The following is a 23,240-nucleotide window of genomic DNA, read 5'->3' as shown; positions in this document are numbered from 1 at the left end:
CGATGCAGTGCTTCTTCGTCCACATCACCTGCGCGCTCGGCCGCACCTACGAGGTGGCCGCCGCCATCGCCGACCGCGAGATCGCCTCGGAGGTCTATTCGGTGAGCGGCGACTACGATCTGCTCGCGAAATTCTATCTCGATGCGGGCAAGGACATCGGGCGCTTCGTCGCCGAGAACCTGCACGACATTCCCGGCGTGGAACGCACCACGACGACGCTGACCTTCAAGGCCTTCTGAGCGCCGGATCAGCCCGTCTTGCGCGCCGAGCCGAGATAGATGATCGCGGTGAGCGGCAGCGCCCCGAACCGCAACCGGCCTTTCAGGTCGATCCATTGCGGTCCGAAGCCCGTGATCCGTCCCGGCGCAAAGCCCGCGGCCGCCAGTCTCACACGCAACTCCGACGGGCGGATGAACAGCGCGGGGTCGTGCGCGCCTTTCGGCAGCAGGCCGAGCACGTTCTCGGCCATCGTCACCACGGCGAAGGCGGCGAGCGGGTTGCGGTTGATCGTGTCGAAAAGGAACATCCCGCCGGGGCGCAGAACCCGCGCCGCCTCTGCGAGCACCGCCGCGAGGTCGGCGACATGCTCCAGCACATCGACGCACACCACGGCGTCGAAGCTGGCGTCGGCATAGGGCAGCGCCTCGCCGACGCCGACGTCGTAGCGGATCGACAGGCCGGACGATTGCGCATGCGCGCGGGCTGCGTCGATCGCGTGGGCGGCCGGGTCGATCCCGGTCGCGCGCGCGCCCCGCTCGGCCAGCGCCTCGGTCATGAAGCCGCCGGCGCAGCCGAGGTCGAGCACGTCGCGCCCCGTCCAGCCGCCTTCCGCTGCCATGATCGGGTCGAACAGCCGGAACCGCCCCGGAACCATCGACCGCAGCGTGCGCACCCAGGGGATGCTCTCGTCCCACCAGCGCGCGGCGACCTGATCGTAGATCGCGAGGTCGTTGCGGATCGTCTCAGCCATGGCGGCGCCCCTTCAGCGTTGGCAGCCAGTAAGGCACGCGCGCGCGATAGGCGGCGAAGCGGGCGCCGAAGATGCGGGCGAAGCGCGCCTCCTTGTGCAGCGGCCCGAGCACGCAATAGGCCGTCCAGAAGATCGCGAGCGCCAGTTGGTCGGGCGTCCATGTCGGCGTGGTCCAGAGCGTCAGCGCGAAGGCGACGTAGATCGGCTGGCGCGTGTGGCGGAACAGGCCCCGCTCCGGCATGTCGGGAAAGACCGGCCTGCGCCCGCGCAGCACCGCCCACCAGCCGAGAAACCCGCTCTGCAATTCGGGGCCCGCGTCCCAGGTGGCCTTGCCGAGCAGCGCCCAGGCGCCCGCATAGAGCCCGCCCATGAGCCACAGCGCCCAGCCCTCGGCGCGCCACCACACCACGCCGGACGGGCTCCACAGCGCGAACAGCGCCAGCAATTGCAGCGAGGCGATGAGCGCATAGGTGGTGGTGGCTAGGTCGCGCCCGTAGGGGCGGGGGGCGAGGCGGGCGAGCAGGCGCTGGCCGCGCGGCGTCAGCAGCAGCGAATGGGCGAGGGGAAACTGCGCGATCAGCGCGGCGTTGGCAACCCACGACCATGGGGTCTCGAACGGCCCGAGGGAGCGGCTCAGCCCGAACCACATCGCGAGCGCCATCGCGCCGCCCCCCAGCGCGAAGGCGCCATGGCAGAGCCCGCCCCAGAGGAGGGCAGTGCGGACCCGGACGGCGTCCGGAACGGTGGGGGAGTCGGAGGACATGTGCGCTTCGCGGCAGGGGGTCGACCGCGCAGAGATATGGCGCCCGGGGCCGGCTGCGCCAGAGGGCGGGGCGGCCGCGTCGCGCCGGTCGGACGATCCGCCGCCGCGCACGGTCTGGACGCGCGCGATCCGCCGCGCCATAGTCCGCGGCGCAGCGCCGGGGCTCGCCGGAGGGGATCGCAGATGGGCGTCATCGACCGCTTCTTCACATGGTGGAACGGCCATACGGTCGGCACCATGCTGTTCACGCGGCGCAATGGGCGCTTCGTCGGCGAGGATTCCGAGGGCAACCGGTTCTACCAGACCGCCGACGGGGGGCGTCGCTGGGTGATCTACAATGGCGAGGCCGAGGCGAGCCGCATCTCGCCCGACTGGCACGGCTGGATGCACCATACTTTCGACACGCCCCCGACCGACCAGCCGCTGCCGCGCAAGCCGTGGGAGAAGGGGCACCTGCCCAACCGCACCGGCACGGACCTCGCCTATCGCCCGCCCGGCTCGGTGCTGACGCCGGCGCGGCGTCCCGCGGCGGGCGGCGACTATCAGCCCTGGACCCCGGAATAAGAGCGCTAGGATGGCCTCAAACGCAGCCGAGATCGCCGTCGGCGCGGTCGTGATCGCCGCAGCCGCCGGCTTCATGGTCTATGCGGCGCAGACCGCCGACGTGCGGATGGGCGGGGCCTACGAGCTGTCCGCGCAGTTCCGCAAGGCCGAAGGCGTCGGGGTCGGCGGCGACGTCCGGGTGTCGGGCGTGAAAGTCGGCTCGGTGCGCTCGGTCGCGCTCGACCCGGAGACCTATCAGGCGCGCGTCGTGATGGCGATCCGCGAGGACGTCCGCCTGCCCGAGGACAGCGCCGCGACCATCGCCTCCGAAGGTCTTCTCGGCGGCGCGCATATCGCGATCCAGCCCGGCGGGGCGGAGTTCATGCTCGAGCCGGGCGACGAGTTCGGCTACACGCAAGGCTCGGTCAGCCTGCTCGACCTGATCGGTCGGGCGATCAGCGCGACGACAGGGTCCGATTGACCGCGTCGGCGCGCGCCGCGAGGCTCGGCGCCGTCCTGCTGCTGGCCGCCGGGCCGGTAGCGGCGCAGGAGGCGGGGCGGGAGGCCGAACCCGCGCCGGTGGTCTCCGAAACCGGGGCCGTGGAGCGCGCGGCGCGACCGCGCCCCCGCCCGAGCGAAGCGCCCCGTTCCGCCGCTCTCACTGCGCCCGGGGCCCCGGTCGCCCCGGACGCCCCACGCGCGCCGCCGCCCTCCGCCGGCGTGCAGGTGCGCGCGCTCGACAAGTTCTCCGGGCTCACGACGCAATTCGGGGCGCAGCTCGGCGATCCTACGCGCTACGAGCGGCTGACGATCACGGTCCGAATCTGCGAACGCCGCCCGGGCGGCGACGTCGCCTTCATCGTGATCGCCGACGACAAGACCCCGGACGCGCCGGTTTTTTCAGGGTGGATGTTCGCCGACAGCCCCGCGCTCTCGGCGCTCGACCATCCCCGTTACGACGTCTGGCTCGCGAGCTGCAGCACCCGCGCCGCCGAAGCGCCCTGAGGCCCCTCGCGGTCGAGCGCGAAAAAATCCGCCTGCCGCGACAGCGCGTCGTCCAGCATCGCGTGATAGCGCGCCCGCGACACGACGCAGGCCCCGAAACGGGCGAGATGGTCAGTGACGAACTGGCTGTCGAGCAGGGTGAAGCCCCCCGCCTTCAGCCGCGCGACCAGATGCACCAGCGCGATCTTGGAGGCGTCGGTGCGGCGGTGGAACATGCTCTCGCCGAAGAACGCCGCGCCCATCCGCACTCCGTAGAGCCCGCCGGCGAGCTGGCCGTCCATCCATATCTCGACCGAATGCGCCCGGCCCATCCGATGCAGCCCGAGATAGAGCGCGCGGATGTCGCCGTTGATCCAGGTCTCGTCGCGGTCGGCGCAGGCGTCGAGCACGGCGGCGTAGTCCTGGTCGACCGTCGCCTCGTAGCCGCCCTTGCGCATCCGCTTGGCGAGCTTTGTCGGCACATGGAAGCCGTCGAGCGGGAAGATGCCGCGCCGCTTGGGATCGACCCAGAAGACGCCCTGCGCCTCGGCCCCGTCGGCCATCGGAAACACCCCGGCGGCATAGGCGCGCAGGATCAGGGTCGGCGTCAGTTCGAGCGGCGCGTCGTCCTTGGGCAATCGCAGGCTCCGTTCCGGGCCCTGCGATGATCCGCCGCGCAGAGGCCGCTGTAAAGCCCCGTGCGGCGCGGCCCCCGTCAGACGGCGGCGCGCAGCCGGTCGCGCAGGCGCTCCAGCCGGGCGATCGCATCCTCAATGGCCGGTCCGGCGCTTGCGCCCATCGGGGCGGCGACCGGCGCCGCAACCGGGCGCGCGGCGTCGGTCTCGGGCGCGTCTTCGGCGATCATAGGGCTCTCGAGCCCTTCGCCGATCGCGACAACATGCTTCGCGCCGCGCTCGCGGAGCATCTTCTGAAGCCCCTTGATCGTGAGCCCTTCATCGTAGAGCAGCGCACGGATGCCGCGCAGCAGCGCGAGGTCCGCGGGGCGGTAATAGCGCCGCCCGCCGCCGCGCTTCATGGGCGTCAGCGCGGGAAACTTGGTCTCCCAGAAGCGCAGCACATGGGCGGGGATGTCGAGTTCCTCGGAGACTTCCGAGATCGTGCGGAAGGCTTGGGCCGACTTGACCCGCGCCAGATCGCCCGCCGCCCCGGTCGCGTCTTCGGGCATGTCGGCGGGGTCGAAGGGCAGGGGAGTTCCGCTCATTGCGCGGCCTCGTTCATGCGGTCCTTGAGGATGTGCGAGGGCCGGAAGACCAGAACGCGGCGCGGCTCGATCGGCACTTCCTCGCCGGTCTTGGGGTTGCGCCCGATCCTGGCGCCCTTGTCGCGCACGGCGAAAGCGCCGAAGGACGAGATCTTGACGGTCTGGCCGTCGACCAGCGCGTCCGAGACATGGCGCAGGATGCTCTCGACCATCTCTGCGCTGTCGTTGCGCGAAAGGCCGACTTCCCGATAGACCGCTTCGGCTAGGTCGGACCGCGTCACCGTTCTTCCCGTCATCCGCCCCTCCGCGCGCCGATTTCAGACACCGAGTTTGGGAAGCTTCGGAAAGGATGTCAATATCAGAGACTTGTCGGCGGGTCTTGGCGCGGCGCCCTCACCAGCGCAGCACCGCCGAGCCCCAGCTCAGCCCGCCGCCGATCGCCTCCATCAGCAAGAGGTCGCCGGGCCGGATCCGCCCGTCCTCCACCGCCGCCGCCAGCGCCAGCGGGATCGACGCCGCCGACGTGTTGCCGTGATGCTCAACGGTCACGATCACGCGCTCGGCCGGGATTTCGGCCTTCTTCGCAGTCGCCTCGATGATGCGGACATTGGCCTGATGCGGCACCACCCAGTCGATCTCGGCGGGCGTCACGCCGGCTGCCCCCATCGCCTCATGCGCGACATCGGCGAGCTTGTTCACGGCGTGCTTGAAGACTTCGCGCCCCGCCATCCGCAGCTTGCCCGCCGTGCCGGTGGAGGAGGGGCCGCCATCGACATGCAGGATGTCGCGATAGGCGCCGTCTGAATGCAGCTTCGCCGCCAGGATGCCGCGATCGGTCGGCGCGCCGGTTCCCTCCGCCGCTTCCAGCAGCACCGCGCCGGCGCCGTCGCCGAACAGCACGCAGGTGGTGCGGTCCTCGAAGTCGAGGATGCGCGAGAAGGTCTCGGCGCCGATCACCAACGCGCAGCGCGCCTGACCGGTGCGCAGCAGCGCGTCCGCCGTGGCGAGCGCGAAGACGAAGCCCGCGCAAACCGCCTGCATGTCGAAGGCGAAGCCGCGGCGCACCCCGAGAGCGGCCTGCACCTTGGTCGCGGTCGAAGGGAAGGTGTGGTCGGGCGTCGAGGTGGCGAGGATGATCGCATCGACGCAATCCGCCTCGCGCCCGGCCGCGGCCAGCGCGCGGCGCGCGGCGGCGACGGCGAGGTCGGAGGTCAGTTCGCCTTCGGCGGCGAAGCGGCGCGAGCGGATGCCGGTGCGCGCGACGATCCACTCGTCGGAGGTGTCGAGGAAGCCTTCGAACCAGGCGTTCGGCACGACGCGCTCCGGCAGATAGGCGCCGGCGCCGAGCGCGACGCTGCGCAATGCGGAGCAGCTCATGCCATCGCCTCTTTCGCAGGCCCGGGCGCGTGCATCGCGGCGATGCGCTCGGCGACATGGGCGGTGAAGCCGGTGCGCGCCATCCGCACGGCGAGGCCGAGCGCCGCGGCGACGCCGGTCGCATCGGCGCCGCCATGGCTCTTCACGACAGCGCCGCGCAGACCAAGGAAGACCCCGCCATTGACGCGTCGCGGGTCGATCCTCCGCTTGAGCCGCTTCAGCGTGCCGAGCGCCATGAGGGCGGCGAGTCGCGACAGGATCCCATGCTGGAACGACGCGCGCAGATGCGATCCGATGAAGGCTGCGGTTCCTTCGGCGGTCTTGAGCGCGATGTTTCCGGTGAAGCCGTCGGTCACGATCACGTCCACCCGGTCGCCGAACAGGTCGCCGCCTTCGACGAAGCCGCGCCAGTCGAAGGCGCCGGCGTTCGCGGCGGCGGCGATCAGTTCGCGCGCGGCGCGCAATTCGGGGCGGCCCTTGGTCTCCTCGGCGCCGACATTGAGCAGGCCGACGCGCGGGCGGTCGAGCTCGAGCCCGACGCGGGCGTATTCCGCGCCCATCACGGCGAACTGCGCCAGCGTCTCGGGCTCGGCGCGGATGTCGGCGCCGGCGTCGAGCATGATGGAATGGCCGGAGGCGTTGTCGGAGGGCCACATCACCGCTATGGCGGGGCGGTCGACGCCGGGCGCCTTGCGCAGCCGCAGCATCGACATCGCCATCAGCGCGCCGGTGTTGCCGCAGGAGACGGCGGCCTGCGTCTCGCCCCGGGCGACGCTGTCGAGGGCCGCGGCCATGCTGGTGCCGTCGGCTGCGCGCAACGCGGCGCTCGGTTTGTCGGCCATCCCGACGACGTTGGGCGCGTGGCGCGGCTCGACCCGCGCGTCGAGCCGCCAGCGCCGGATCAGCGGCCGCAGCTGCGCCTCGTCGCCATGCAGGACGATGCGCAGTTCCGGTTCGCGCCGGAGAAGCTTCGACAGCGCAGCCACGACGACCGCCGGCCCCCGGTCGCCGCCCATCGCGTCCACCGAGATCGCAAGGGGGTCGGTCGCGTCCTGCGCTGTCATGGGCTCGGAGTCGGTCCCGGAGGGGAGACGGGGAGTGCGGCGCGGCGGATCAGGCGGCGTCGTCTTCGAGATCGGCCTCGGCGATCGCCGGGGCGACTTCGCGCCCGTCATACCAGCCGCAGGCCCCGCAGACATGATGCGGGCGCTTGAGTTCCCCGCAATTGGGGCACTCGTTGGGGTTCGCGGCGACCAGCGCGTCGTGCGAGCGGCGCATGTCGCGCTTGGACGACGTCTTCCTGTTCTGCGGAACAGCCATGTTTCAACCTCCGACATGCGCGGGTTCCGCGCGCTGCGCGCCGCCGGGGGCGCGGACGACAGTCCGCGCCCGACTCCTGCCCGTCGCGCGAGACGCGCCTGATACTCCACGCGCGCCGCCGCCGCAAGGCCCGAGCGGACGTCCCCGGCGCGCGGCGGCGGGTCGTTTCCGTCGGCGCGGGCGCAGTCGCCGCCGTCAGATCCACATCGCCGCGATCTCTTCCTCGATCAGCCGCGCCTCCGCCGATCCGCCAACGCGCTCACGCCCCATCTCCATCACAAGCGGCGCGGCCAGCGGCGTGACGCGCCCGGCGCGGACATGGCGGATGCGCCCGTCGATGCGCGCCAGAAGCGCCTCGATCCGCCCGAAATCGACCAGCCCGCCCATCGCCTCGCGCCGCGTGACCTCGAGCATGAGATGGCCGGGGTCGTATCGGCGCAGCGTGTCGTGCAGGATGTCGGAAGAAAACGTCGCCTGCCGCCCGGACTTGGCGAGCCCTGGCAGGCGCCGCTCGATCAGCCCCGCGACGATGGCCACCTGTCGGAAGGCGCGCTTCATCAGGCTGCTCTCCCCGAGCCATTCGTCGAGCCCCTCGCGCAAGCCCTCGGCGGCGAAGAGCGGGGCGGGGTCGTCCACCGGGTCGAGGCTCCAGATCAGCACGGCGTAGTCGTTGGCCAGAAAGCCCAGCGGCCCCAGCCCGAGCCGCTCCATCCGCTGCGTCGCCAGAAGCCCCAGCGTCTGATGCGCGTTGCGCCCGGCGAAGCCCCAGGCGGCGAGGTGCCAGCGCCCTGCGCGCGGAAACGTCTCGACCAGCAACGCGTCGCGTTGCGGCATCGCGCTGACGCGCGCCTGCAGCGCCAGCCAGTCGGCGACCGGGCGGGGCAGGGCGGCCCAGCCCTCCGGCGCGTTCAGCAGCGCCATCACCCGATCGGCCAGCAGCGTGGAGATCGGCAGCTTGCCGCCCGCGAAGACGGGGATCTTCGGCTCCGACCCGCCCGCCTTGCTGACCTGGAGGCTCAGCTCGCGCATCCCCTCGAAGCGCACCACCTCGCCGCCGATCAGGAAGGTGTCGCCCTTGCGCAGCGTGGAGGCGAAGGCTTCTTCGACTTCGCCGAGCAGCCGTCCGCCGCCGCGCGCGCCGCCTGCGCGCACTTTCAGCGTCTCGGCCTCGACGATGGTCCCGACATTCATGCGGATGCGTTGGGCGGCGCGCGGATCGCGCAGCCGCCACAGCCCGTCCGCGCCCTGCGCCAGCCTGCGCCACTGGTCGTAGGCGCGCAGCGCGTAGCCGCCGGTCGCGCAGAAATCGAGGCAGCGGTCGAAGTCGGGTCGGGGCAGGGCGGCGTAGGGGCCGGCGCGGCGGACCTCCGCGAACAGCGCGTCCGCCTCGAACGGTCCGGCGCAGGCGGTGAGCAGGATGTGCTGGCACAGCACGTCGAGCCGCCCGGTTTCGCGCGGCGCGCCGTCGAGATCGCCGTCGCGGGCGGCTTCGAGCGCGGCGCGGCACTCGAGCGCCTCCATGCGGTTGGCCGGGACGATCACCGCGCGCGAGGGGGCGTCGAAGCGGTGATTGGCCCGCCCGATCCGCTGCACGAGCCGCTTCACGCCCTTCGGCGCGCCGATCTGGACGACGAGGTCCACATCGCCCCAGTCGATCCCGAGATCGAGCGACGAGGTGCAGACCACCGCCCGCAGCCGCCCCTCGGCCATCGCCGCCTCGACCTGCGCGCGCGCCTCGCGCGCGAGGCTGCCATGGTGCAGGGCGATGGGCAGATCGTCGGCGTTGATCTCCCAGAGCGCGCGGAAGAACAGTTCGGCGAGCGCGCGGGTGTTGACGAAGATCAGCGTGGTGCGCGCCGCCTTGACGCGCGCATAGACCGACGCCGCCGCATAACGCCCGCCGCCGCCCGACCATGGCGGATCGCCGGCGTCGTCGAGGATTTCGATCTGCGGCTGCGGGCCGTCGGGCGCGCGGAGCACGCGGGTGCGGCCGGGCCCGAGCCAGTCGGCCAGCGCCTGCGGGTCCTCGGTGGTGGCGGACAGACCGATCCGGCGATGCGCGGGCGCAAGCGTCTCGAGCCGCGCGAGGCAGAGTGCGAGCTGGTCGCCGCGCTTCGTCTCGGCGAGCGCATGCGCCTCGTCCACGACCACGGCCCGCAAGCCCGTGAACAGCTTCGCCGCGGCGTCGGAGGCCAGCAGCAGCGCCAGCGATTCCGGCGTCGTCAGAAGGATGTGCGGCGGGTCGCGGCGCTGGCGGGCCTTCACATGCGCCGCGGTGTCTCCGGTGCGGTCCTCGATGCGGATCGCAAGGCCCAACTCGGCGACGGGGCCCGCGAGGTTGCGACGGATGTCGGCGGCGAGCGCCTTCAGCGGCGAGACGTAGAGAGTGTGCAGACCGTCGCGCTTCGCGCGCGCGAGGTCGATCAGCGACGGCAGGAATCCCGCGAGCGTCTTGCCGCCGCCCGTCGGCGCGACGAGCAGATCGGCGGCGCCCGGTGCGGTGCGCGCGATCAGCTCCAGCTGGTGGGCATGGGGCGCCCATCCGCGCGCGGCGAACCACTCGGCGAAAGCTTGTGGGAGCGCGGCGGTCATCGGGGGGGACTCGCCGGCGCGGCGCGCTGCCTCAAACGTCGCGGACGCAGAACAACGCGCATAAGCGAAATTATGAGTAATTCAAGTTCAGGGCGTCCACTGCCCCGGAGGCGCGTCGTCGCCTTCCTGCGCATCCCCCTGCGCCGCCTCCGGCGCCAATTCGACCCCGGGGAACTCCTTGAGAAACTGACTGCGCTCACGCTCCGACATCAGCGCGTCTATCTCCACTCCGGTCTCGTGGTCGCGCCGCGCTGCGACCACGCCGCGCGCATGCAGCCACGCCGCCGCGCGTCCATCGGAAGCTGCGAGCATCACCCGCACGGGCGCGCGCGCTTCGCTCAGACCCGCCTCGACCGCGTCGAGCAGCGCGTCGACGCCGTCGCCGTCGCGCGCCGAGATTGCGACCGCGCGCGGCGTCCGCGCGGCTTCCGTCAGCGCGGCTGCGCGCGCCTCCGTCGGCATCAGGTCGATCTTGTTGCGCGCCTCGATCATCGCGTCGCGCTTCTCCTGCGCGACGCCGAGCGCCTCCAGAACATCCAGCACGTCGGCCTTCTGCTCGGTCGTCTCCGGATGCGACAGGTCGCGCACATGCACGATCAGATCCGCGGCGAGCACCTCTTCGAGCGTCGCGCGGAACGCAGCGACAAGCTGCGTCGGCAGGTCCGACACGAAGCCGACCGTGTCAGACAGGATGATCCTGCGCCCCGACGGCAGCCGAACCGCCCGCATCGTCGGGTCGAGCGTGGCGAACAGCATGTCCTTGGCCAGCACTTCCGCCGTGGCGATGCGGTTGAACAACGTCGACTTGCCGGCGTTGGTGTAGCCGACCAGCGCGACCACCGGGCACGGCGTGCGGGCGCGCGCCTTGCGGTGCAGCGCGCGCGTGCGCACGACCTTGTCGAGCTGGCGGCGCAGCGACAGGATGCGCTCCTCGATAAGCCGCCGGTCCGCCTCGATCTGGGTTTCGCCGGGGCCGCCCATGAAGCCCGCGCCGCCGCGCTGGCGCTCCAGATGGGTCCAGCTGCGCACGAGGCGGCTCTTCTGATAGGTCAGATGCGCGAGTTCGACCTGCAGCGCGCCCTCGCGGGTCGCGGCGCGCTCGCCGAAAATCTCAAGGATCAGGCCCGTGCGGTCCAAAACCTTGACGTTCCACGCTTTTTCGAGATTCCGCTGCTGGATCGGGGTCACCGGCGCGTCGACGATGGCGAGTTCGACGCCTTCCTCCTTCATGCGCGCGCCGATTTCGGCGATCTTGCCCTCGCCGAACAGCGCGCCGGCCCGGAACGCCGCGAGCTGCGCGACTTCCGCCCCCGCCACATCGACGTCGAGCGCCGTGGTCAGCGCGACGCACTCCGCAAGCGCGGTGTGCGGATCGCGGCGCGTCGCCGAGCCCTTGCGATGCGGATGGACCACATGGGCGCGAATCATGACGCCGCCGTCACAAGCGGTTCATCCGCGCGGACGCGCTCACGCAGGTTCGTCGCCGTCATAAAGATTGATCGGCTGCGATGGCATCACGGTCGAAATCGCGTGCTTGTAGACAAGCTGCGACTGGCCGTCGCGACGCAGCAGCACGCAGAAGTTGTCAAACCAGGTGATCACACCCTGAAGCTTGACGCCGTTCACCAGAAAGATGGTGACCGGAACCTTGTTCTTGCGAACGTGATTGAGGAATGTGTCCTGAAGGCTTTGCTTGTCGGAGGCCATTTGTCTCGCCTGCCCTTTTTTTCTTTTCGCCGCTGACGTGTTTCTCGCCGCCAACGACAGGTTTGTCATAGATCGTCAATATGATGCGCCTGCGAAGCGAAAGCCAGAGCCGCACAGTCCGATTAGGCACTCCGCCGCGCGCTATGGCGCTGACGCATCAGCGCGCTCAGAAATAGTCGACGCTGACGCGGAACAGCTGCTCCACCTTCGGGACCTGATCGCGCAGGCAGAACGCGACCAGCACGTCGCCCTCCGCGATCGGCATATCGCCGCGCGGCATCCGCAGCGCCCCGCCCGACAGCACCGCGCCGACGATGGAGCCGCTTGGGAACCCCGCCTCGCGCAACCTCCGCCCCGCGATCGGCGAGGTGGCGAGGACCTGCGCCTCGATCGCCTCGCCCTCGCCCTCGCCGATGGAGTAGACTGAGCGGATGCGCCCGCGCCGCACATGGCGCAGGATCGTCGAGACGGTGGTGGCCCGCGGATTGATGTAGGCGTCGACCCCCAGCGCCCCGGTCAGCCCCGAGAACACCGCGTCGTTGGTGAGCGCGATGGCGAGCCCGCAGCCCGACTGCTTGCCGAGCGCGCAGGCCAGCAGATTGGTCTTGTCGTCGTCGGTCAGCGACAGGATGGCGTCGGCCTCGCCCACGCCGGCCTCGTCGAGCAGCGCCGGGTCGAGCGCGTCGCCGTTGAGCACCACGGTGCGGCTCAGCCGTTCGGCGGCGAATTCGGCGCGCGACTGGTTGCGCTCGATCATCTTCACGCGCACCCCGAGCGGATCGGACTCCAGCGCCCGCGCCACCGTCAGCCCGACATTGCCCGCGCCGACGATCACCACCCGTCGCGCCGGCGGGCTCTCGCGCCCGAAAATCCCCATCGCGCGCTGCACGTCGTGGCTCGCCGCGACGATGTAGATGTCGTCGCCGAGATAGAGCTGGTCGGTCGGCTCGGGCACGATCAGCTTGTCGCCGCGCCGCACCGCCACGACGATCGCCTGCAATGTCGAGAACAGTTCCGTCAGCTGGCGCAGCGGCGTGTTGAGCACGGCGCAGGCGCTGTCGAGATGGAGCGCGACCAGCTGTGCCCGCCCCTCCAGAAAGCCGTGCGACTCGAAGGCCGCGGTCGAGGCGAGCCGCGCGAGCGCCACCCGCGCCACCTCCGCCTCGGGCGAGATCACCACGTCGATCGGCATATGCTCGCGGCGGAACAGGTCCGACCAGCGGTCCTCGCGATAGGCCTGGGCGCGGACTCGCGCGATCTTGCGCGGCACGCTGAACACCGAATGCGCCACCTGGCAGGCGACCATGTTGATCTCGTCCATCTGGGTGGCTGCGATCAGCATCTCGGCGTCGGCGGCCCCGGCGCGCTCGAGCACGTCGGGATGGCTGGCGTGGCCGACGACGCCGGCGACGTCGTCGGCGTCGGACAGGCGCTTGACCAGCGCCGGGTCCTGGTCGATCACCGTGACCTCGTTGCCCTCCTGGGAGAGCCGCCGCGCGATCTGGGCCCCGACCCGGCCCGCGCCGCAGACGATGACCTTCATCGCCGCACCTGCGCCGCGCTCACAGTTCGTCTTCCTCGAAACAGGCGATGCGCGCCCTGCCCCGCGTCGCCGTCGTCACCCCGAGCGACTTCAGCTTGCGGTGCAGCGCCGAGCGCTCCATGCCGATGAAATGCGCCGTGCGCGATATGTTGCCGCCGAAGCGGTTGATCTGCGCGATCAGATACTCCCGCTCGAACAGCTCGCGCGCTTCGCGCAGAGGCAGCGTGGCGATGACCCCGTTCAGCCCCCCGCCGCCCTCGCCCTCGCCGTCGCCGCCGCCGCCGCAGACGTCCTCGATCCCGATCTCGTCGCCTTCGCACACGATGAGAAGGCGTTCGACGAGGTTTTTGAGTTGGCGTACATTTCCGGGCCAGCCGCGGGTTTGCAGAAAGGCGAGGGCCTCGGGCGTGAAGGGCTTCCGCGGCAGACCCTCGGTCTGGGTCAGCCGCCCGCTGAAATGCTCCACCAGCGCGGGAATGTCCTCGCGGCGGGCGTCGAGCCCCGGCACTTCGATCGGCACGACGGCGAGGCGGTGGAACAGATCCTCGCGGAACCGCCCCGCCGCGATCTCCGCCTCCAGATCGCGGTTGGTGGCGGAGATCACCCGCACGTCGACCCGCACGACGTCGCCGCCGCCAAGGCGCTGAAAAGACTGATCGGTCAGCACGCGCAGGATCTTGGCCTGCGTCGCGGCGGGCATCTCGGCGACTTCGTCGATGAAGAGCAGGCCGCGATGGGCGCGCTCGAACAGCCCCGGCTCGACACGTCCGTCCTCATGGACCTGCCCGAACAGCACCGCCTCCATGCGCTGCGGCTCGATGGAGGCGGCGTTGACCACGACGAAGGGCGCCTGCGCGCGATCCGAGAGCGCATGCAGCCTGCGCGCGGCGACTTCCTTGCCGGAGCCGGGCGGGCCCGACAGCATCACCCGGCTCTGGGTCCGGGCGACCCGCTGAAGCTTCGCGGCGAGCCCTGCCATCGCCGGCGACGCGCCGATCATCACCGCGTCCGCGCTCTCGCGCGCGCGCAGCGCCGCGATGTCGCGCCGCAACCTGTGCGCTTCGAGCGCGCGCGTCACGACGACCAGCAACTGATTGGCGGTAAAAGGTTTTTCTATGAAGTCGTAGGCCCCTTGCTGGATCGCGGCGACCGCGATCTCGATGTTGCCATGTCCGGAGATGATGACGACCGGAATCTCGGGATTGTCGCGCTTGACCGATTTCAGCACCTCGATCCCGTCCATCCGGCTGCCCTGCAGCCAGATGTCCAGGATGATCAGCGCCGGCGCCCGGCGCGTCACCTGGCCCAGCGCGCCGTCGGCGTCGCTCGCCTCGCGGGTCGCGTGGCCTTCGTCCTGCAGGATGTCCGCGATCAGGTCGCGGATGTCCGCCTCGTCGTCGACGATCAGAATGTCGCTCATGCAGTCACATGCCCGTGTTGTTGGGGCGACGCGTCGGCGCCGCCCATCGGCAGAAAGACGCGCGCGAGAGCGCCACGCCGGGCCCCCTCGGCGAAAGGCGGCGCCGGCGCCAGCGTCAGCGCGCCGCCATGCTGCTCGACGATCTTCTTGACGATCGCGAGCCCCAGACCCGTGCCCTTGGCGCGGGTCGTCACGTAAGGTTCGGTCAGCCGTTCGACCCCGGTCTCGGGCAGGCCCACCCCGTTGTCGGCGATCTCGATCACCGCGCCGCCGCCGACGCGCGCGAGGCTGACGCGCACTTCGCCGACCGCCGCGTCCGCCACTCCCGCCTCTTCGGCCAGTCGCGCCTGCACGGCTTCCGTCGCGTTCTTGAGCAGATTGCCGATCGCCTGTCCGATCAGCCCGCGGTCGCAGGGCGCGGTCAGCGCGACCTCGGGCAGATCGAGGACGTATCGCACGCCCGTCTCGGCGGAGCGCAGCAGAAGCGCAGCCTCGCGCAGGATCGCGCCGAGTTCTTCGGGCTTCTGGTCGGGCTCCGGCATGCGGGCGAAGCGCGAGAACTCGTCCACCATGCGGCGGATGTCGGCGGCCTGGCGCATGATCACTTCGGCGTACTGGTCGAGCGCCATGCGATCCTCCGGGGCGAGCTTGCGGAACTTGCTGCGCAGGCGGTCGGCGGAGAGCTGGATCGGCGTCAGCGGGTTCTTGATCTCGTGCGCGACGCGGCGCGCGACGTCGCCCCACGCCGCCATGCGCTGCGCGGCGACGAGCTCGGTCATGTCGTCGATGGTCAGCACTGCCCCGCCCTCCTCGTCGGGGCGCGGCGTGACGCGGGCGAGCAGCTCGCGCGGGCCGGACGGCCCCACCACATGCGTCTGGTCCTGCGCCGCCCCGCCCGGCGTCCGGGCCGCCCGGCGCAAGAGCTCGCCCAGCGCCGGGGCGAGCTCGCAGAGCCGCCGTCCACGCGCGGCCTCGGAGTCGAGGCTGAGCATCGCTGCGGCCGCGCCATTGATCAGCTCGACCTTGCCCTGCGCGTCGAGCCCGACCACCCCGGCGCTGACCCCCGACAGCACGGCTTCGGTGAAGCGGCGGCGACGCTCGGTCTCGCGGTGGGCGTCGATCAGCGCGTCGCGCTGGCCCTTGAGCTGTCCGGTCATGCGGTTGAAGGCGCGGCTGAGGATCGCCACCTCGTCGTCGCCCTTCTCCTCCTTGACGCGCAAATCGAGATCGCCGGCGCCGACCCGTTCGGCGGCGCCCGCCAGCCGCCCGATCGGGCGCGCAAGCCGTTCGGCGAGCCACATCCCCATCCACACCGCGGCCAGCACCACCAGCGCCGCGAACCCCAGATAGAGCAGCGCGAAGTCGAACAGAACCCGCCCGCGCTCGCGCTCGAGCCGCTCGTAGAGCGCCACGGTCTCCCGCGTCTCGTCGAGCAGCAGCAGCACGTCGCCTTCGATTCGGCGGGTGATGAACAGATAGCTGTCGATGAAGGAGGTCAGATGCACGAGCGCCCGCAGCTCGTTGTTCTCGGTGTCGTCGATCAGCACCAGCTCGCCCGCGCGCGCCTGCGCGAACTGCTCCGGCGTCGGGCGGGTGAGGGTGAACAGATAGCTGAACTCGCCGCGCGCGAGGATGTCGCCGTCGCCGTCGAGCACATAGGCCGAGGGCAGCTCGCGCAGGATCGATTGCTGGCGCACCAGCTCGACCAGCGCGGCGTCGTCGATGCCGAGGCCAGCGGCGCGGTTGAGATCGTTCGCCATCGCCAGCGCGTCGCCCCGGATCGAGCCGCGATGCTCCTGCTCATAGGCCTGCGCGACCTGCAGCGCATTGCGCACGACGCTTCCGACCTGCGCCGAGAACCAGCTCTCCATGCCGAAATTGACCGTCAGCGTCGCGAACAGGGCCACCATGATCGTCGGCGCGAGCGCGACCAGCGAGAACAGCCCCGTCAGCCGGAGATGCAGCTTCGCGCCCGCCGAACGCTGCCGCCGCGCCGCCACCGCGCGCGAGATCGTCCAGGCGATCAAACCGATCAGCACGAGGATGTAGGCCAGATCGGCGAGCAGCACGGTGCGCACCAGCGCGCTGTCGGCGATCCCTTCGCGCGCGTCGCGCAGCACCAGCGCCGTCGCCAGCCCGAAGACAGGCCCGAGGAGCGCCAGAGCGAGCGTCAGCCGCGCCCGCGTGCGAGTGGCGAGGCGGGGCGGCTCGCGCGTCGCGTCGCCCAACGCTTCGCCCGCCGGCGCTCCGGCGTCGGAGGACGCGAACTCGCCGTCTGCTGTGCCTGCGCGCGCCATTCGCCCCCGCCCAACCGGACGAAGTGTTGCCCGGCTACATCAGTTTCTTGCCCCGCGTGACTGGGATGTCAAGTTCGCGGATGCGCTTGCGCAGCGTGTTGCGGTTGAGCCCGAGCAGGTCGGCGGCCTTCAGCTGGTTGCCCCGGGTCGCCGACAAGGTCAGCGCGATCAGCGGCAATTCGACTTCGCGCAGCACCCGGTCGTAGAGGCCCGGCGGCGGCAACTGGTCGCCATGCAGGGCGAAATAGCGCCGAAGATGGACCTCCACCGCCGAGGACAGCGTGTCGCCGCCCTCCGGCCCCACCTCGCTCGCCGAGGAGGGCCGCGCGGCGAGTTCCTGCTCGACCATCGCCGCGTCGATCATGTCGTCGGCGCAGAGCGCGGCGAGCCGCCGCATCAGGTTCTCAAGCTCGCGGACGTTACCGGGCCAGCTCTGGCCGCGCAACAGGTCGAGCGCGGCTTGCGAGATCGACTTGCGCGGCAGGCCTTCGGCCTCCGCCCGGCGCAGGAAAGCGCGCGCGAGGTCGGGCACGTCCTCGACGCGCTCGCGCAGCGGCGGCAGGCGGATCGGCACGACGTTGAGGCGGTAGAACAGGTCCTCGCGGAAGCGCCCTTCGGCGATCAGCTCGCGCAGATCCTGATGGGTGGCGGCGACGATGCGCAGATCGGCCTTGATCGGCGTGCGTCCGCCGACCGTGGTGAACTCGCCGTCCTGCAGCACCCGCAGCAGCCGCGTCTGCGCTTCGGGCGGCATGTCGCCGATCTCGTCGAGAAAGAGGGTCCCGCCCTGCGCCTGCTCGAACTTGCCCTTCATTCGTTCGGTCGCGCCGGTGAAGGCGCCGCGCTCATGACCGAAAAGCTCCGACTCGACCAGATCGCGCGGGATCGCCGCCATGTTGATCGCGACGAACGGCCCGGTCTTGCGCCGCCCGAAATTGTGCAGCGCGCGCGCCACCAGCTCCTTGCCGGTGCCGCTCTCGCCGTTGATCATCACGGTGAGGTCGGTGTTCATCAGCCGCGCCATGATGCGGTAGACGTCCTGCATGGCGGGGCTGCGGCCGATCAGCGGCATCGCCTCGTCGCGTGCGGGCTCGGCCGCCTCGCCGGCGCCGCGGGCGCCCTTGGCGCTCAACGCCTTGCGGATATGGGCGAGGACTTCCTTCAGGTCGAAGGGCTTGGGGAGGTATTCGTAGGCCCCGGCCTCGGCGGCGCGGATGGCGGTCATCACCGTGTTCTGCGCGCTCATCACGATCACCGGCAAGTCGGGCCGCTTGCGCTTGATCGCGGGCAACAGGTCGAGCCCGTCGCCGTCGGGCATCACCACGTCGGTGACGATGAGGTCGCCCTCCCCGTCCTCGACCCAGCGCCACAGCGTATTGGCCGAGCCGGTGGCGCGCACCCGGCACCCCGCCCGCGTGATCGCCTGCGTCAGCACCGTGCGGATCGCGCGGTCGTCGTCGGCCAGCAGGACCGTCCCCAGGCTCGGCAGGGTCATCGGGCCGTCTCCTTCACCTTGCTGCGCGCCTCGCGCCAGACGGGAAAGCGCAGACGCATCACGGTCCAGCCAGGTTCGCTGTCGCATTCGACGACGCCGCCATGATCGGCCATGACCTTCGACACGAGCGCGAGGCCGAGCCCGGAGCCCGCCGCCTTGGACGTGACGAAAGGCTCGAAGATGTCGGGCTTGATCTCGGGCGGCACGCCCGAGCCGTTGTCCTGGATGCTGACGAGCAACGGCACGCTCTCGCGCCCGCCGCCCAGACCCGCGATGGCGACGCCAGGGCTGTAGGCGGTGCGGATCATGATCACGCCGCCGACTTGCGGCGTCGCCTCGGCGGCGTTCTTCAACAGGTTCTGGAACACCTGCATCAGCGTGTCGGGGTCGCCGGGGATCGGCGGCAGCGACGGGTCGAATTCGGTGAAGAAGCGCACATGCCGCGCGAACCCGGCCTCGGCGGCGCGCTGGGCGCGGTCGATCACGTCATGAATGTTGAGCGGCGCCTTGGGACGGGGCCGGGTGTCGCCGAAGGCCTCGACGCGCTCCAGCAGCTTCTCCACCCGCTTGCTCTCCTCGCGGATCAGCGTCGTCAGCTCGCGCTCCGGGTCGCCGAGCGACATCTCCAGCAGCTGCGCCGCCCCCGAGATGCCGGCGAGCGGGTTCTTGATCTCGTGCGCGAGCATCGCCGCCATGCCGGTCACCGAGCGGGCGGCGGCGCGGTGGGTCAGCGAGCGGTCCATCTGCTCGGCGATCGAGCGCGGCTGGATCAGGAGCAGGAGCCCCCCGCCCTCGGAGTCGAGCGCCGCGAGCTGCACGTCCACCGTGCGCGGCTTGCCGTCGGGCGCGATCAGCTCGATCCCGCGGTCCGCAAGCGACACCGCGCCCGAGCGCGCGCGCGCCGCCAGATCGGCCAGCCGGCTCGCTTCGGAGGCGAAGTCGCCGAGCCTGCGGCGCATGAGGTGCGCGACCGAGGACGAGAAAAACGCCTCGGCGGCGGCGTTCGCCGCGATCACCGCGTCGTCGAGGCCGAACAGCAGCGCAGGCTGCGGCAGCGCATTCCAGACCGCTTCGAAATCGACCGAGTTCACGCCGCCGCCCTTTCGTCCATCGCCGCAGCGAACCCATCGCGCAGCGCCCCCGCCACTGCCTCGGGCGCGTCGAGCCGCACGACGGCGCGCGCCGTCGCCTGCATTCCCGGGATGCGCTCCAGCGCCCAGACCAGATGCTTGCGCGCGACCCGCACCCCTAACTCCCGCCCGTAGAAGCCGAGCATCGCCTCGCGATGCTCGAGGATCAGGTCGCGCCGCGCCGCGAGACCGGGTTCGGCGAAAGCCCTCCCCTCCAGCGCAGCCGCGATCCGCGCCGGAACCCACGGCGCGCCCTGCGCGCCCCGCCCGACCATCACCGCATCCGCACCGGACGCCGCCAGCGCCGCCTGCGCGCTCGCCGCGTCGGTCACGTCGCCATTGGCGACGAGGGGAACCGAGACGGCCCGCCGCACCTGCGCGATCGCAGCCCAGTCGGCGCGCCCCTTGTAGAACTGCGCTCGCGTGCGCCCATGCACCGCGATCATCGCGACGCCCGCCTCCTCCGCGCGCCGCGCGAGGTCGGGCGCGGTGATCTCGTCCGCGTCCCAGCCCAGGCGCATCTTCAGCGTCACCGGAACGCGCACCGCCTTCACGACCGCCTCGATCAGCGATAGCGCGTGGTCGGGCGCGCGCATCAGCGCCGCGCCCGACCAGCCGCCAGTGACCTTCTTGGCCGGGCAGCCCATGTTGATGTCGATGAGATCGGCGCCGCGCGCCTCGGCGATGCGGGCGGCCTCTGCCATCCAGCGCGCCTCCCGCCCGGCGATCTGGACGGAGGTGGGCACGCCGCCGGTCCCGCCGATCTCGGCCCGCGCGCGCGCGCCCTTGTGCGCTTCCACGATCTCGCGACTCGCCACCATCTCCGAGACGACGAGCCCCGCGCCGAAGCGCGCGACCAGCCGGCGGAAGGGCGCGTCCGTGATCCCCGCCATCGGCGCGAGCAGAACGGGCGAGCGGATGGCGAGGTTTCCGACAGAGAAGGGCATCGCGCCTAATCCTTGTGCATCAATTAAGGCAATACCGCGCCGCCTTGCCCCCGGCAAGCGCCGCGATTAGCGTCGCGGCGCGAAAGTCGGCAGAGCGGGGCGGAAAACGCGCATGCGGGTGAGTGCGGTGATCGTGGCGGCGGGCAAGGGCGTGCGCGCCGGCGACGGCCCGCCGAAGCAGTATCGCGAAGTCGGAGGCGCGGCCATCCTCGCCCGCAGCATGGCGCGGTTTCTCGACGCGCCGCGCGTGAGCGATCTCTGCGTCGCGATCCGCCCCGAGCACCGCGCCTTCTACGACGCCGCCACCCGCGCCCTGCCCGCCGCCAAGCCGATCCGCGTGGTCGAAGGCGGCGCCGAGCGCGCCGACAGCGTGCTGCGCGCGCTCGAGGCGCTGGCGGGGGACCCGCCGGACGCCGTGCTTATCCACGACGCCGCCCGCCCCTTCGTCTCTCTGCGCGTGATCGACTCGGTGATCGACGCGCTGGCCGACGCCCCCGGCGCCTGCGCCGCCATCCCCATCGTGGACGCGCTGCGCCGCGAGGAGGACGGGGCCTGCGGCGATCTGATCCCTCGCGAGGGCGCATGGCGCGCGCAGACGCCGCAGGGCTTCCGCTTCGCCCCGATCCTCGCCGCCCACCGCGCCAACGCCGACCCCATCGCGCCGGACGACGCCGAAATCGCCCGCCGCGCCGGGCTGCGCGTCGCGCTGGTCGAGAGCGAGGCGGACAATTTCAAGATCACCCGGCCCGGCGACTTCGCCCGCGCCGAGCGGCTGATCGCAGCGGAGAGAGCGATGGAGACGCGGATCGGCTCGGGCTTCGACGTGCACGCCTTCGGTCCCGGCGACCATCTGATGCTCTGCGGCGTGAAAGTGCCGCACGACCGGGGCTTTCTCGCCCATTCGGACGGCGACGTGGCGCTGCACGCGCTGACCGACGCCGTGCTCGGGGCGCTCGCGCTCGGCGACATCGGGCGCTGGTTCCCGCCGTCGGACCCGCAATGGAAGGGCGCGGCGTCGGACCAGTTCCTGCGTCATGCGCTCGATCTGGCGCAGGCGCGCGGCTATCGCGTCGGCAATCTCGACGTCACGGTCATCTGCGAGCGCCCGAAGATCGGCCCGCACGCCGATGCGATGCGCGCCCGCATCGCCGAGATCGCCTGCTGCGCGCCGGAGCGCGTCAACGTCAAGGCCACCACGACCGAACGCCTCGGCTTCACCGGGCGCGCGGAAGGCATCGCCGCGCAAGCCGCCGCCGCGCTGGTGGGGCCAGTCGCCGGGCATGTCGAATGAACGGGATCGCGCTCGCCGCGACGGTGTTCGGCATCGGCCGCCTGCCCGAAGCGCCGGGCACATGGGGCTCGCTCGCCGCCATCCCGCTGGCCTGGGGCCTGCACGCGGCGGGGGGATTCCCGCTGATGGCCGGCGCCACGGCGGCGCTCTTCGCGCTCGGCGTCTGGGCGAGCGCGGCCTATGCGGCGCAGGCGGGCGTCGCCGATCCCGGCGAAGTCGTGATCGACGAAGTGGTCGGGATGCTGATCGCGCTCTGGCCGCTGTCGCTGGGACTGTGGCTGATGGACCAGCCGAGTTCGCTATTTCCTTGGCCGGGCTGGGTTCTGGGCTTCGCCGCCTTCCGCTTCTTCGACATCCTCAAGCCGCCGCCGATCCGGCGGATCGAGCGCCTGCCCGGCGGCTGGGGGATCATGCTCGACGACGTCGCCGCCGGCGTCATGGCCGCCCTCGTAGCCTCCGCCGCCGCCATCGTCGCGCATGGGGCGCTGCTGTGACGCGGCTCCACGAGGCGAAGGCCCGCGCCGCGCTGACCGCGCTGAAGGCGCGCGGGCTGAAAGTCGCGCTGGCCGAAAGCTGCACCGGCGGGCTGGTGTCTGCGGCGCTGACCGACATTCCCGGTTCCTCCGCAGTGGTCGAGCGCGGCTTCGTCACCTATTCCAACGAGGCGAAATCCGACCTGCTCGGCGTACCGCCCGATCTGATCGCGCGCTTCGGCGCGGTGTCCGAAGCGGTGGCCCGCGCGATGGCCGAAGGCGCGCTCGCCGCCTCGCGCGCCGATGTGGCGGTGGCGGTGACCGGCGTCGCCGGCCCCGGCGGCTCGGACCGCAAGCCCGAGGGGTTGGTGCATTTCGCCTGCGCGCGCCGCGGCGCCGACACGGTCGAGACGCGGCGCGAGTTCGGCGCGCTGGGCCGGGCCAGGGTCCGCGAGGCGAGCGTCGGTCAGGCGCTCGACATGCTGTCGGACGCGGCCGAGGCGTCGGGGCCGGAGACGGCGCCGAAGCCGTCGAAGAGCTGAGGCGCGGCGCTCGGCCTTCCGTTTCGCCCCGCGCGCGCCCGCCGCTGCGGAACCCGAAAGCGTCACGCCATCGTCGCCGTCCGGTCGCGATAACGTCGCCCCCTGCGGCTACCCGGGACGTCCCGCAAACCGCCGCCGGAGGCCTCCATGCGCATTCTCGCCGCCCCGCTTCTCGCCGCCGCTCTCGCCCTGCCCGCCGCAGCGCAGGAACAGGCCGACCCGACCTTCGCCAACCCGCTGCTCTACGCCGTCGCCTGGAAGCAGACCGCCGCCGAGTACCGCGCGCTCTATCATCAGGGCTTCAACGTCGCGCGCATGCATGTCGAAGCCGCGCTCGCCGCGCGCAAGGAGGGCGACCGACCGCTCGCCGTGGTCACCGACATGGACGACACCATCCTGCAGCCGCTCGAATACTGGGGCCATCTGGTCGCGCAGGGGATCGATTTCTTCGACGATCCGATCTGGGATTCGTGGATCCCGACCAACGGGATCGTCGCCGCCCCAGGCGCCCGCGAATTCCTCGACTTCTGCGCCGAGAACGGCGTCGAGGTGTTCTACATCACCAGCCGCGAGCAGGGCGAGAACACCTATGACTACGCGATGGGCCATCTGAAGGCGCTCGGC

The 23,240-nt window shown here is 71.4% G+C and carries 25 protein-coding genes; 8 read left to right on the top strand and 17 right to left on the bottom strand.

Annotated elements, in window-relative coordinates:
• The first annotated feature begins 2 nt into the window (after positions 1-2).
• Positions 3-239: an Lrp/AsnC ligand binding domain-containing protein gene (locus V7Q31_RS04175; RefSeq protein ID WP_333832417.1), complete on the top strand. Its 237-nt coding sequence runs from the start codon at positions 3-5 to the stop codon at positions 237-239.
• Between the two features lie 8 nt (positions 240-247).
• Here the strand turns inward: V7Q31_RS04175 and ubiG are convergent, their stop codons facing one another.
• A complete protein-coding gene (gene ubiG, locus V7Q31_RS04170) occupies positions 248-970 on the bottom strand; it encodes a bifunctional 2-polyprenyl-6-hydroxyphenol methylase/3-demethylubiquinol 3-O-methyltransferase UbiG (protein WP_333832416.1) in 723 nt (240 codons plus the stop codon).
• The gene (locus V7Q31_RS04165; RefSeq protein WP_333832415.1) at positions 963-1,733 is read right to left on the bottom strand and encodes a methyltransferase family protein; all 771 of its coding nucleotides are present in this window, start codon (positions 1,731-1,733) and stop codon (positions 963-965) included. The genes ubiG and V7Q31_RS04165 overlap by 8 nt, the downstream gene beginning before the upstream one ends.
• A gap of 183 nt (positions 1,734-1,916) precedes the next feature.
• Between V7Q31_RS04165 and V7Q31_RS04160 the strand changes: the two genes are divergently transcribed.
• The 3 genes from V7Q31_RS04160 to V7Q31_RS04150 are packed head-to-tail and all read left to right on the top strand — an operon-like array spanning position 1,917 to position 3,281.
• Positions 1,917-2,297, top strand: a complete 381-nt coding sequence (locus V7Q31_RS04160) for an NADH:ubiquinone oxidoreductase subunit NDUFA12 (protein WP_333832414.1) — start codon at positions 1,917-1,919, stop codon at positions 2,295-2,297.
• Positions 2,298-2,307: 10 nt separating this feature from the next.
• A complete protein-coding gene (gene mlaD, locus V7Q31_RS04155) occupies positions 2,308-2,757 on the top strand; it encodes an outer membrane lipid asymmetry maintenance protein MlaD (protein WP_333832413.1) in 450 nt (149 codons plus the stop codon).
• Entirely contained in the window at positions 2,754-3,281 is a 528-nt protein-coding gene (locus V7Q31_RS04150) for a DUF2155 domain-containing protein (RefSeq protein WP_333832412.1), read from the top strand. The genes mlaD and V7Q31_RS04150 overlap by 4 nt, the downstream gene beginning before the upstream one ends.
• Here the strand turns inward: V7Q31_RS04150 and aat are convergent.
• From aat to dusB, 15 genes are all read right to left on the bottom strand, one after another.
• Positions 3,230-3,898, bottom strand: coding sequence for a leucyl/phenylalanyl-tRNA--protein transferase (gene aat / locus V7Q31_RS04145; protein ID WP_333832411.1), 669 nt, complete (start codon positions 3,896-3,898; stop codon positions 3,230-3,232). The genes V7Q31_RS04150 and aat overlap by 52 nt on opposite strands.
• 77 nt (positions 3,899-3,975) lie before the next feature.
• Positions 3,976-4,482, bottom strand: coding sequence for a MerR family transcriptional regulator (locus tag V7Q31_RS04140; RefSeq protein WP_333832410.1), 507 nt, complete (start codon positions 4,480-4,482; stop codon positions 3,976-3,978).
• On the bottom strand, positions 4,479-4,778 hold the full coding sequence (gene ihfA, locus V7Q31_RS04135) for an integration host factor subunit alpha (RefSeq protein WP_333832409.1): 300 nt from the start codon (positions 4,776-4,778) through the stop codon (positions 4,479-4,481). Before ihfA ends, V7Q31_RS04140 begins: the two co-directional genes overlap by 4 nt.
• A gap of 97 nt (positions 4,779-4,875) precedes the next feature.
• Complete coding sequence (locus tag V7Q31_RS04130) at positions 4,876-5,859, bottom strand: beta-ketoacyl-ACP synthase III (protein WP_333832408.1); 984 nt, start codon at positions 5,857-5,859, stop codon at positions 4,876-4,878.
• Positions 5,856-6,923, bottom strand: a complete 1,068-nt coding sequence (plsX, locus tag V7Q31_RS04125; RefSeq protein ID WP_333832407.1) for a phosphate acyltransferase PlsX — start codon at positions 6,921-6,923, stop codon at positions 5,856-5,858. Before plsX ends, V7Q31_RS04130 begins: the two co-directional genes overlap by 4 nt.
• Before the next feature lie 49 nt (positions 6,924-6,972).
• Positions 6,973-7,179, bottom strand: coding sequence for a 50S ribosomal protein L32 (gene rpmF / locus V7Q31_RS04120; protein WP_333832406.1), 207 nt, complete (start codon positions 7,177-7,179; stop codon positions 6,973-6,975).
• A 195-nt stretch (positions 7,180-7,374) separates the two neighbouring features.
• A complete protein-coding gene (locus tag V7Q31_RS04115; RefSeq protein ID WP_333832405.1) occupies positions 7,375-9,771 on the bottom strand; it encodes a ligase-associated DNA damage response DEXH box helicase in 2,397 nt (798 codons plus the stop codon).
• Positions 9,772-9,858: 87 nt separating this feature from the next.
• Complete coding sequence (gene hflX / locus V7Q31_RS04110; RefSeq protein WP_333832404.1) at positions 9,859-11,199, bottom strand: GTPase HflX; 1,341 nt, start codon at positions 11,197-11,199, stop codon at positions 9,859-9,861.
• Positions 11,200-11,238: 39 nt separating this feature from the next.
• On the bottom strand, positions 11,239-11,478 hold the full coding sequence (hfq, locus tag V7Q31_RS04105) for an RNA chaperone Hfq (RefSeq protein ID WP_333832403.1): 240 nt from the start codon (positions 11,476-11,478) through the stop codon (positions 11,239-11,241).
• Between the two features lie 166 nt (positions 11,479-11,644).
• Positions 11,645-13,021, bottom strand: a complete 1,377-nt coding sequence (gene trkA, locus V7Q31_RS04100; protein WP_333832402.1) for a Trk system potassium transporter TrkA — start codon at positions 13,019-13,021, stop codon at positions 11,645-11,647.
• Between the two features lie 19 nt (positions 13,022-13,040).
• A complete protein-coding gene (gene ntrX, locus V7Q31_RS04095) occupies positions 13,041-14,441 on the bottom strand; it encodes a nitrogen assimilation response regulator NtrX (protein ID WP_333832401.1) in 1,401 nt (466 codons plus the stop codon).
• Positions 14,438-16,738 carry a sensor histidine kinase NtrY-like gene (locus V7Q31_RS04090; protein WP_333832400.1) on the bottom strand — a complete coding sequence of 767 codons (2,301 nt, stop codon included), beginning with the start codon at positions 16,736-16,738 and terminating at the stop codon, positions 14,438-14,440. The genes ntrX and V7Q31_RS04090 overlap by 4 nt, the downstream gene beginning before the upstream one ends.
• Before the next feature lie 34 nt (positions 16,739-16,772).
• A complete protein-coding gene (ntrC, locus tag V7Q31_RS04085; protein ID WP_442976335.1) occupies positions 16,773-18,233 on the bottom strand; it encodes a nitrogen regulation protein NR(I) in 1,461 nt (486 codons plus the stop codon).
• The gene (locus tag V7Q31_RS04080; protein ID WP_333832399.1) at positions 18,230-19,324 is read right to left on the bottom strand and encodes a two-component system sensor histidine kinase NtrB; all 1,095 of its coding nucleotides are present in this window, start codon (positions 19,322-19,324) and stop codon (positions 18,230-18,232) included. Before V7Q31_RS04080 ends, ntrC begins: the two co-directional genes overlap by 4 nt.
• A complete protein-coding gene (gene dusB, locus V7Q31_RS04075; protein WP_333832398.1) occupies positions 19,321-20,310 on the bottom strand; it encodes a tRNA dihydrouridine synthase DusB in 990 nt (329 codons plus the stop codon). The genes V7Q31_RS04080 and dusB overlap by 4 nt, the downstream gene beginning before the upstream one ends.
• A gap of 112 nt (positions 20,311-20,422) precedes the next feature.
• Between dusB and V7Q31_RS04070 the strand changes: the two genes are divergently transcribed.
• From V7Q31_RS04070 to V7Q31_RS04055, 4 genes are all read left to right on the top strand, one after another.
• On the top strand, positions 20,423-21,601 hold the full coding sequence (locus V7Q31_RS04070) for a bifunctional 2-C-methyl-D-erythritol 4-phosphate cytidylyltransferase/2-C-methyl-D-erythritol 2,4-cyclodiphosphate synthase (protein WP_333832397.1): 1,179 nt from the start codon (positions 20,423-20,425) through the stop codon (positions 21,599-21,601).
• Positions 21,598-22,095 (top strand): phosphatidylglycerophosphatase A family protein, encoded by a 498-nt coding sequence (locus tag V7Q31_RS04065; RefSeq protein WP_333832396.1) that lies wholly within the window; start codon positions 21,598-21,600, stop codon positions 22,093-22,095. The genes V7Q31_RS04070 and V7Q31_RS04065 overlap by 4 nt, the downstream gene beginning before the upstream one ends.
• Positions 22,092-22,616, top strand: a complete 525-nt coding sequence (locus tag V7Q31_RS04060; RefSeq protein WP_333832395.1) for a CinA family protein — start codon at positions 22,092-22,094, stop codon at positions 22,614-22,616. The genes V7Q31_RS04065 and V7Q31_RS04060 overlap by 4 nt, the downstream gene beginning before the upstream one ends.
• Before the next feature lie 147 nt (positions 22,617-22,763).
• The coding region (locus V7Q31_RS04055; protein ID WP_333832394.1) for an HAD family acid phosphatase at positions 22,764-23,240 on the top strand (477 nt) is incomplete at its 3' end.

The organism is Rubrimonas sp. (assembly GCF_036788415.1).
Classification (GTDB): Bacteria; Pseudomonadota; Alphaproteobacteria; order Rhodobacterales; family Rhodobacteraceae; genus Rubrimonas.
This window is presented reverse-complemented; position numbering and strand designations above follow the sequence as displayed.

Coding starts and splice junctions, on each gene's coding strand:
- V7Q31_RS04115 (WP_333832405.1), bottom strand. CDS start 9,771: ATGACCGCCGCGCTCCCACAAGCTTTCGCCGAGTGGTTCGCCGCGCGC.
- V7Q31_RS04090 (WP_333832400.1), bottom strand. CDS start 16,738: ATGGCGCGCGCAGGCACAGCAGACGGCGAGTTCGCGTCCTCCGACGCC.
- ntrC (WP_442976335.1), bottom strand. CDS start 18,233: ATGACCCTGCCGAGCCTGGGGACGGTCCTGCTGGCCGACGACGACCGC.
- hfq (WP_333832403.1), bottom strand. CDS start 11,478: ATGGCCTCCGACAAGCAAAGCCTTCAGGACACATTCCTCAATCACGTT.
- mlaD (WP_333832413.1), top strand. CDS start 2,308: ATGGCCTCAAACGCAGCCGAGATCGCCGTCGGCGCGGTCGTGATCGCC.
- dusB (WP_333832398.1), bottom strand. CDS start 20,310: ATGCCCTTCTCTGTCGGAAACCTCGCCATCCGCTCGCCCGTTCTGCTC.
- ubiG (WP_333832416.1), bottom strand. CDS start 970: ATGGCTGAGACGATCCGCAACGACCTCGCGATCTACGATCAGGTCGCC.
- rpmF (WP_333832406.1), bottom strand. CDS start 7,179: ATGGCTGTTCCGCAGAACAGGAAGACGTCGTCCAAGCGCGACATGCGC.
- trkA (WP_333832402.1), bottom strand. CDS start 13,021: ATGAAGGTCATCGTCTGCGGCGCGGGCCGGGTCGGGGCCCAGATCGCG.
- V7Q31_RS04140 (WP_333832410.1), bottom strand. CDS start 4,482: ATGAGCGGAACTCCCCTGCCCTTCGACCCCGCCGACATGCCCGAAGAC.
- V7Q31_RS04165 (WP_333832415.1), bottom strand. CDS start 1,733: ATGTCCTCCGACTCCCCCACCGTTCCGGACGCCGTCCGGGTCCGCACT.
- ihfA (WP_333832409.1), bottom strand. CDS start 4,778: ATGACGGGAAGAACGGTGACGCGGTCCGACCTAGCCGAAGCGGTCTAT.
- V7Q31_RS04065 (WP_333832396.1), top strand. CDS start 21,598: ATGAACGGGATCGCGCTCGCCGCGACGGTGTTCGGCATCGGCCGCCTG.
- V7Q31_RS04160 (WP_333832414.1), top strand. CDS start 1,917: ATGGGCGTCATCGACCGCTTCTTCACATGGTGGAACGGCCATACGGTC.
- ntrX (WP_333832401.1), bottom strand. CDS start 14,441: ATGAGCGACATTCTGATCGTCGACGACGAGGCGGACATCCGCGACCTG.
- hflX (WP_333832404.1), bottom strand. CDS start 11,199: ATGATTCGCGCCCATGTGGTCCATCCGCATCGCAAGGGCTCGGCGACG.
- V7Q31_RS04130 (WP_333832408.1), bottom strand. CDS start 5,859: ATGAGCTGCTCCGCATTGCGCAGCGTCGCGCTCGGCGCCGGCGCCTAT.
- plsX (WP_333832407.1), bottom strand. CDS start 6,923: ATGACAGCGCAGGACGCGACCGACCCCCTTGCGATCTCGGTGGACGCG.
- V7Q31_RS04070 (WP_333832397.1), top strand. CDS start 20,423: ATGCGGGTGAGTGCGGTGATCGTGGCGGCGGGCAAGGGCGTGCGCGCC.
- V7Q31_RS04175 (WP_333832417.1), top strand. CDS start 3: ATGCAGTGCTTCTTCGTCCACATCACCTGCGCGCTCGGCCGCACCTAC.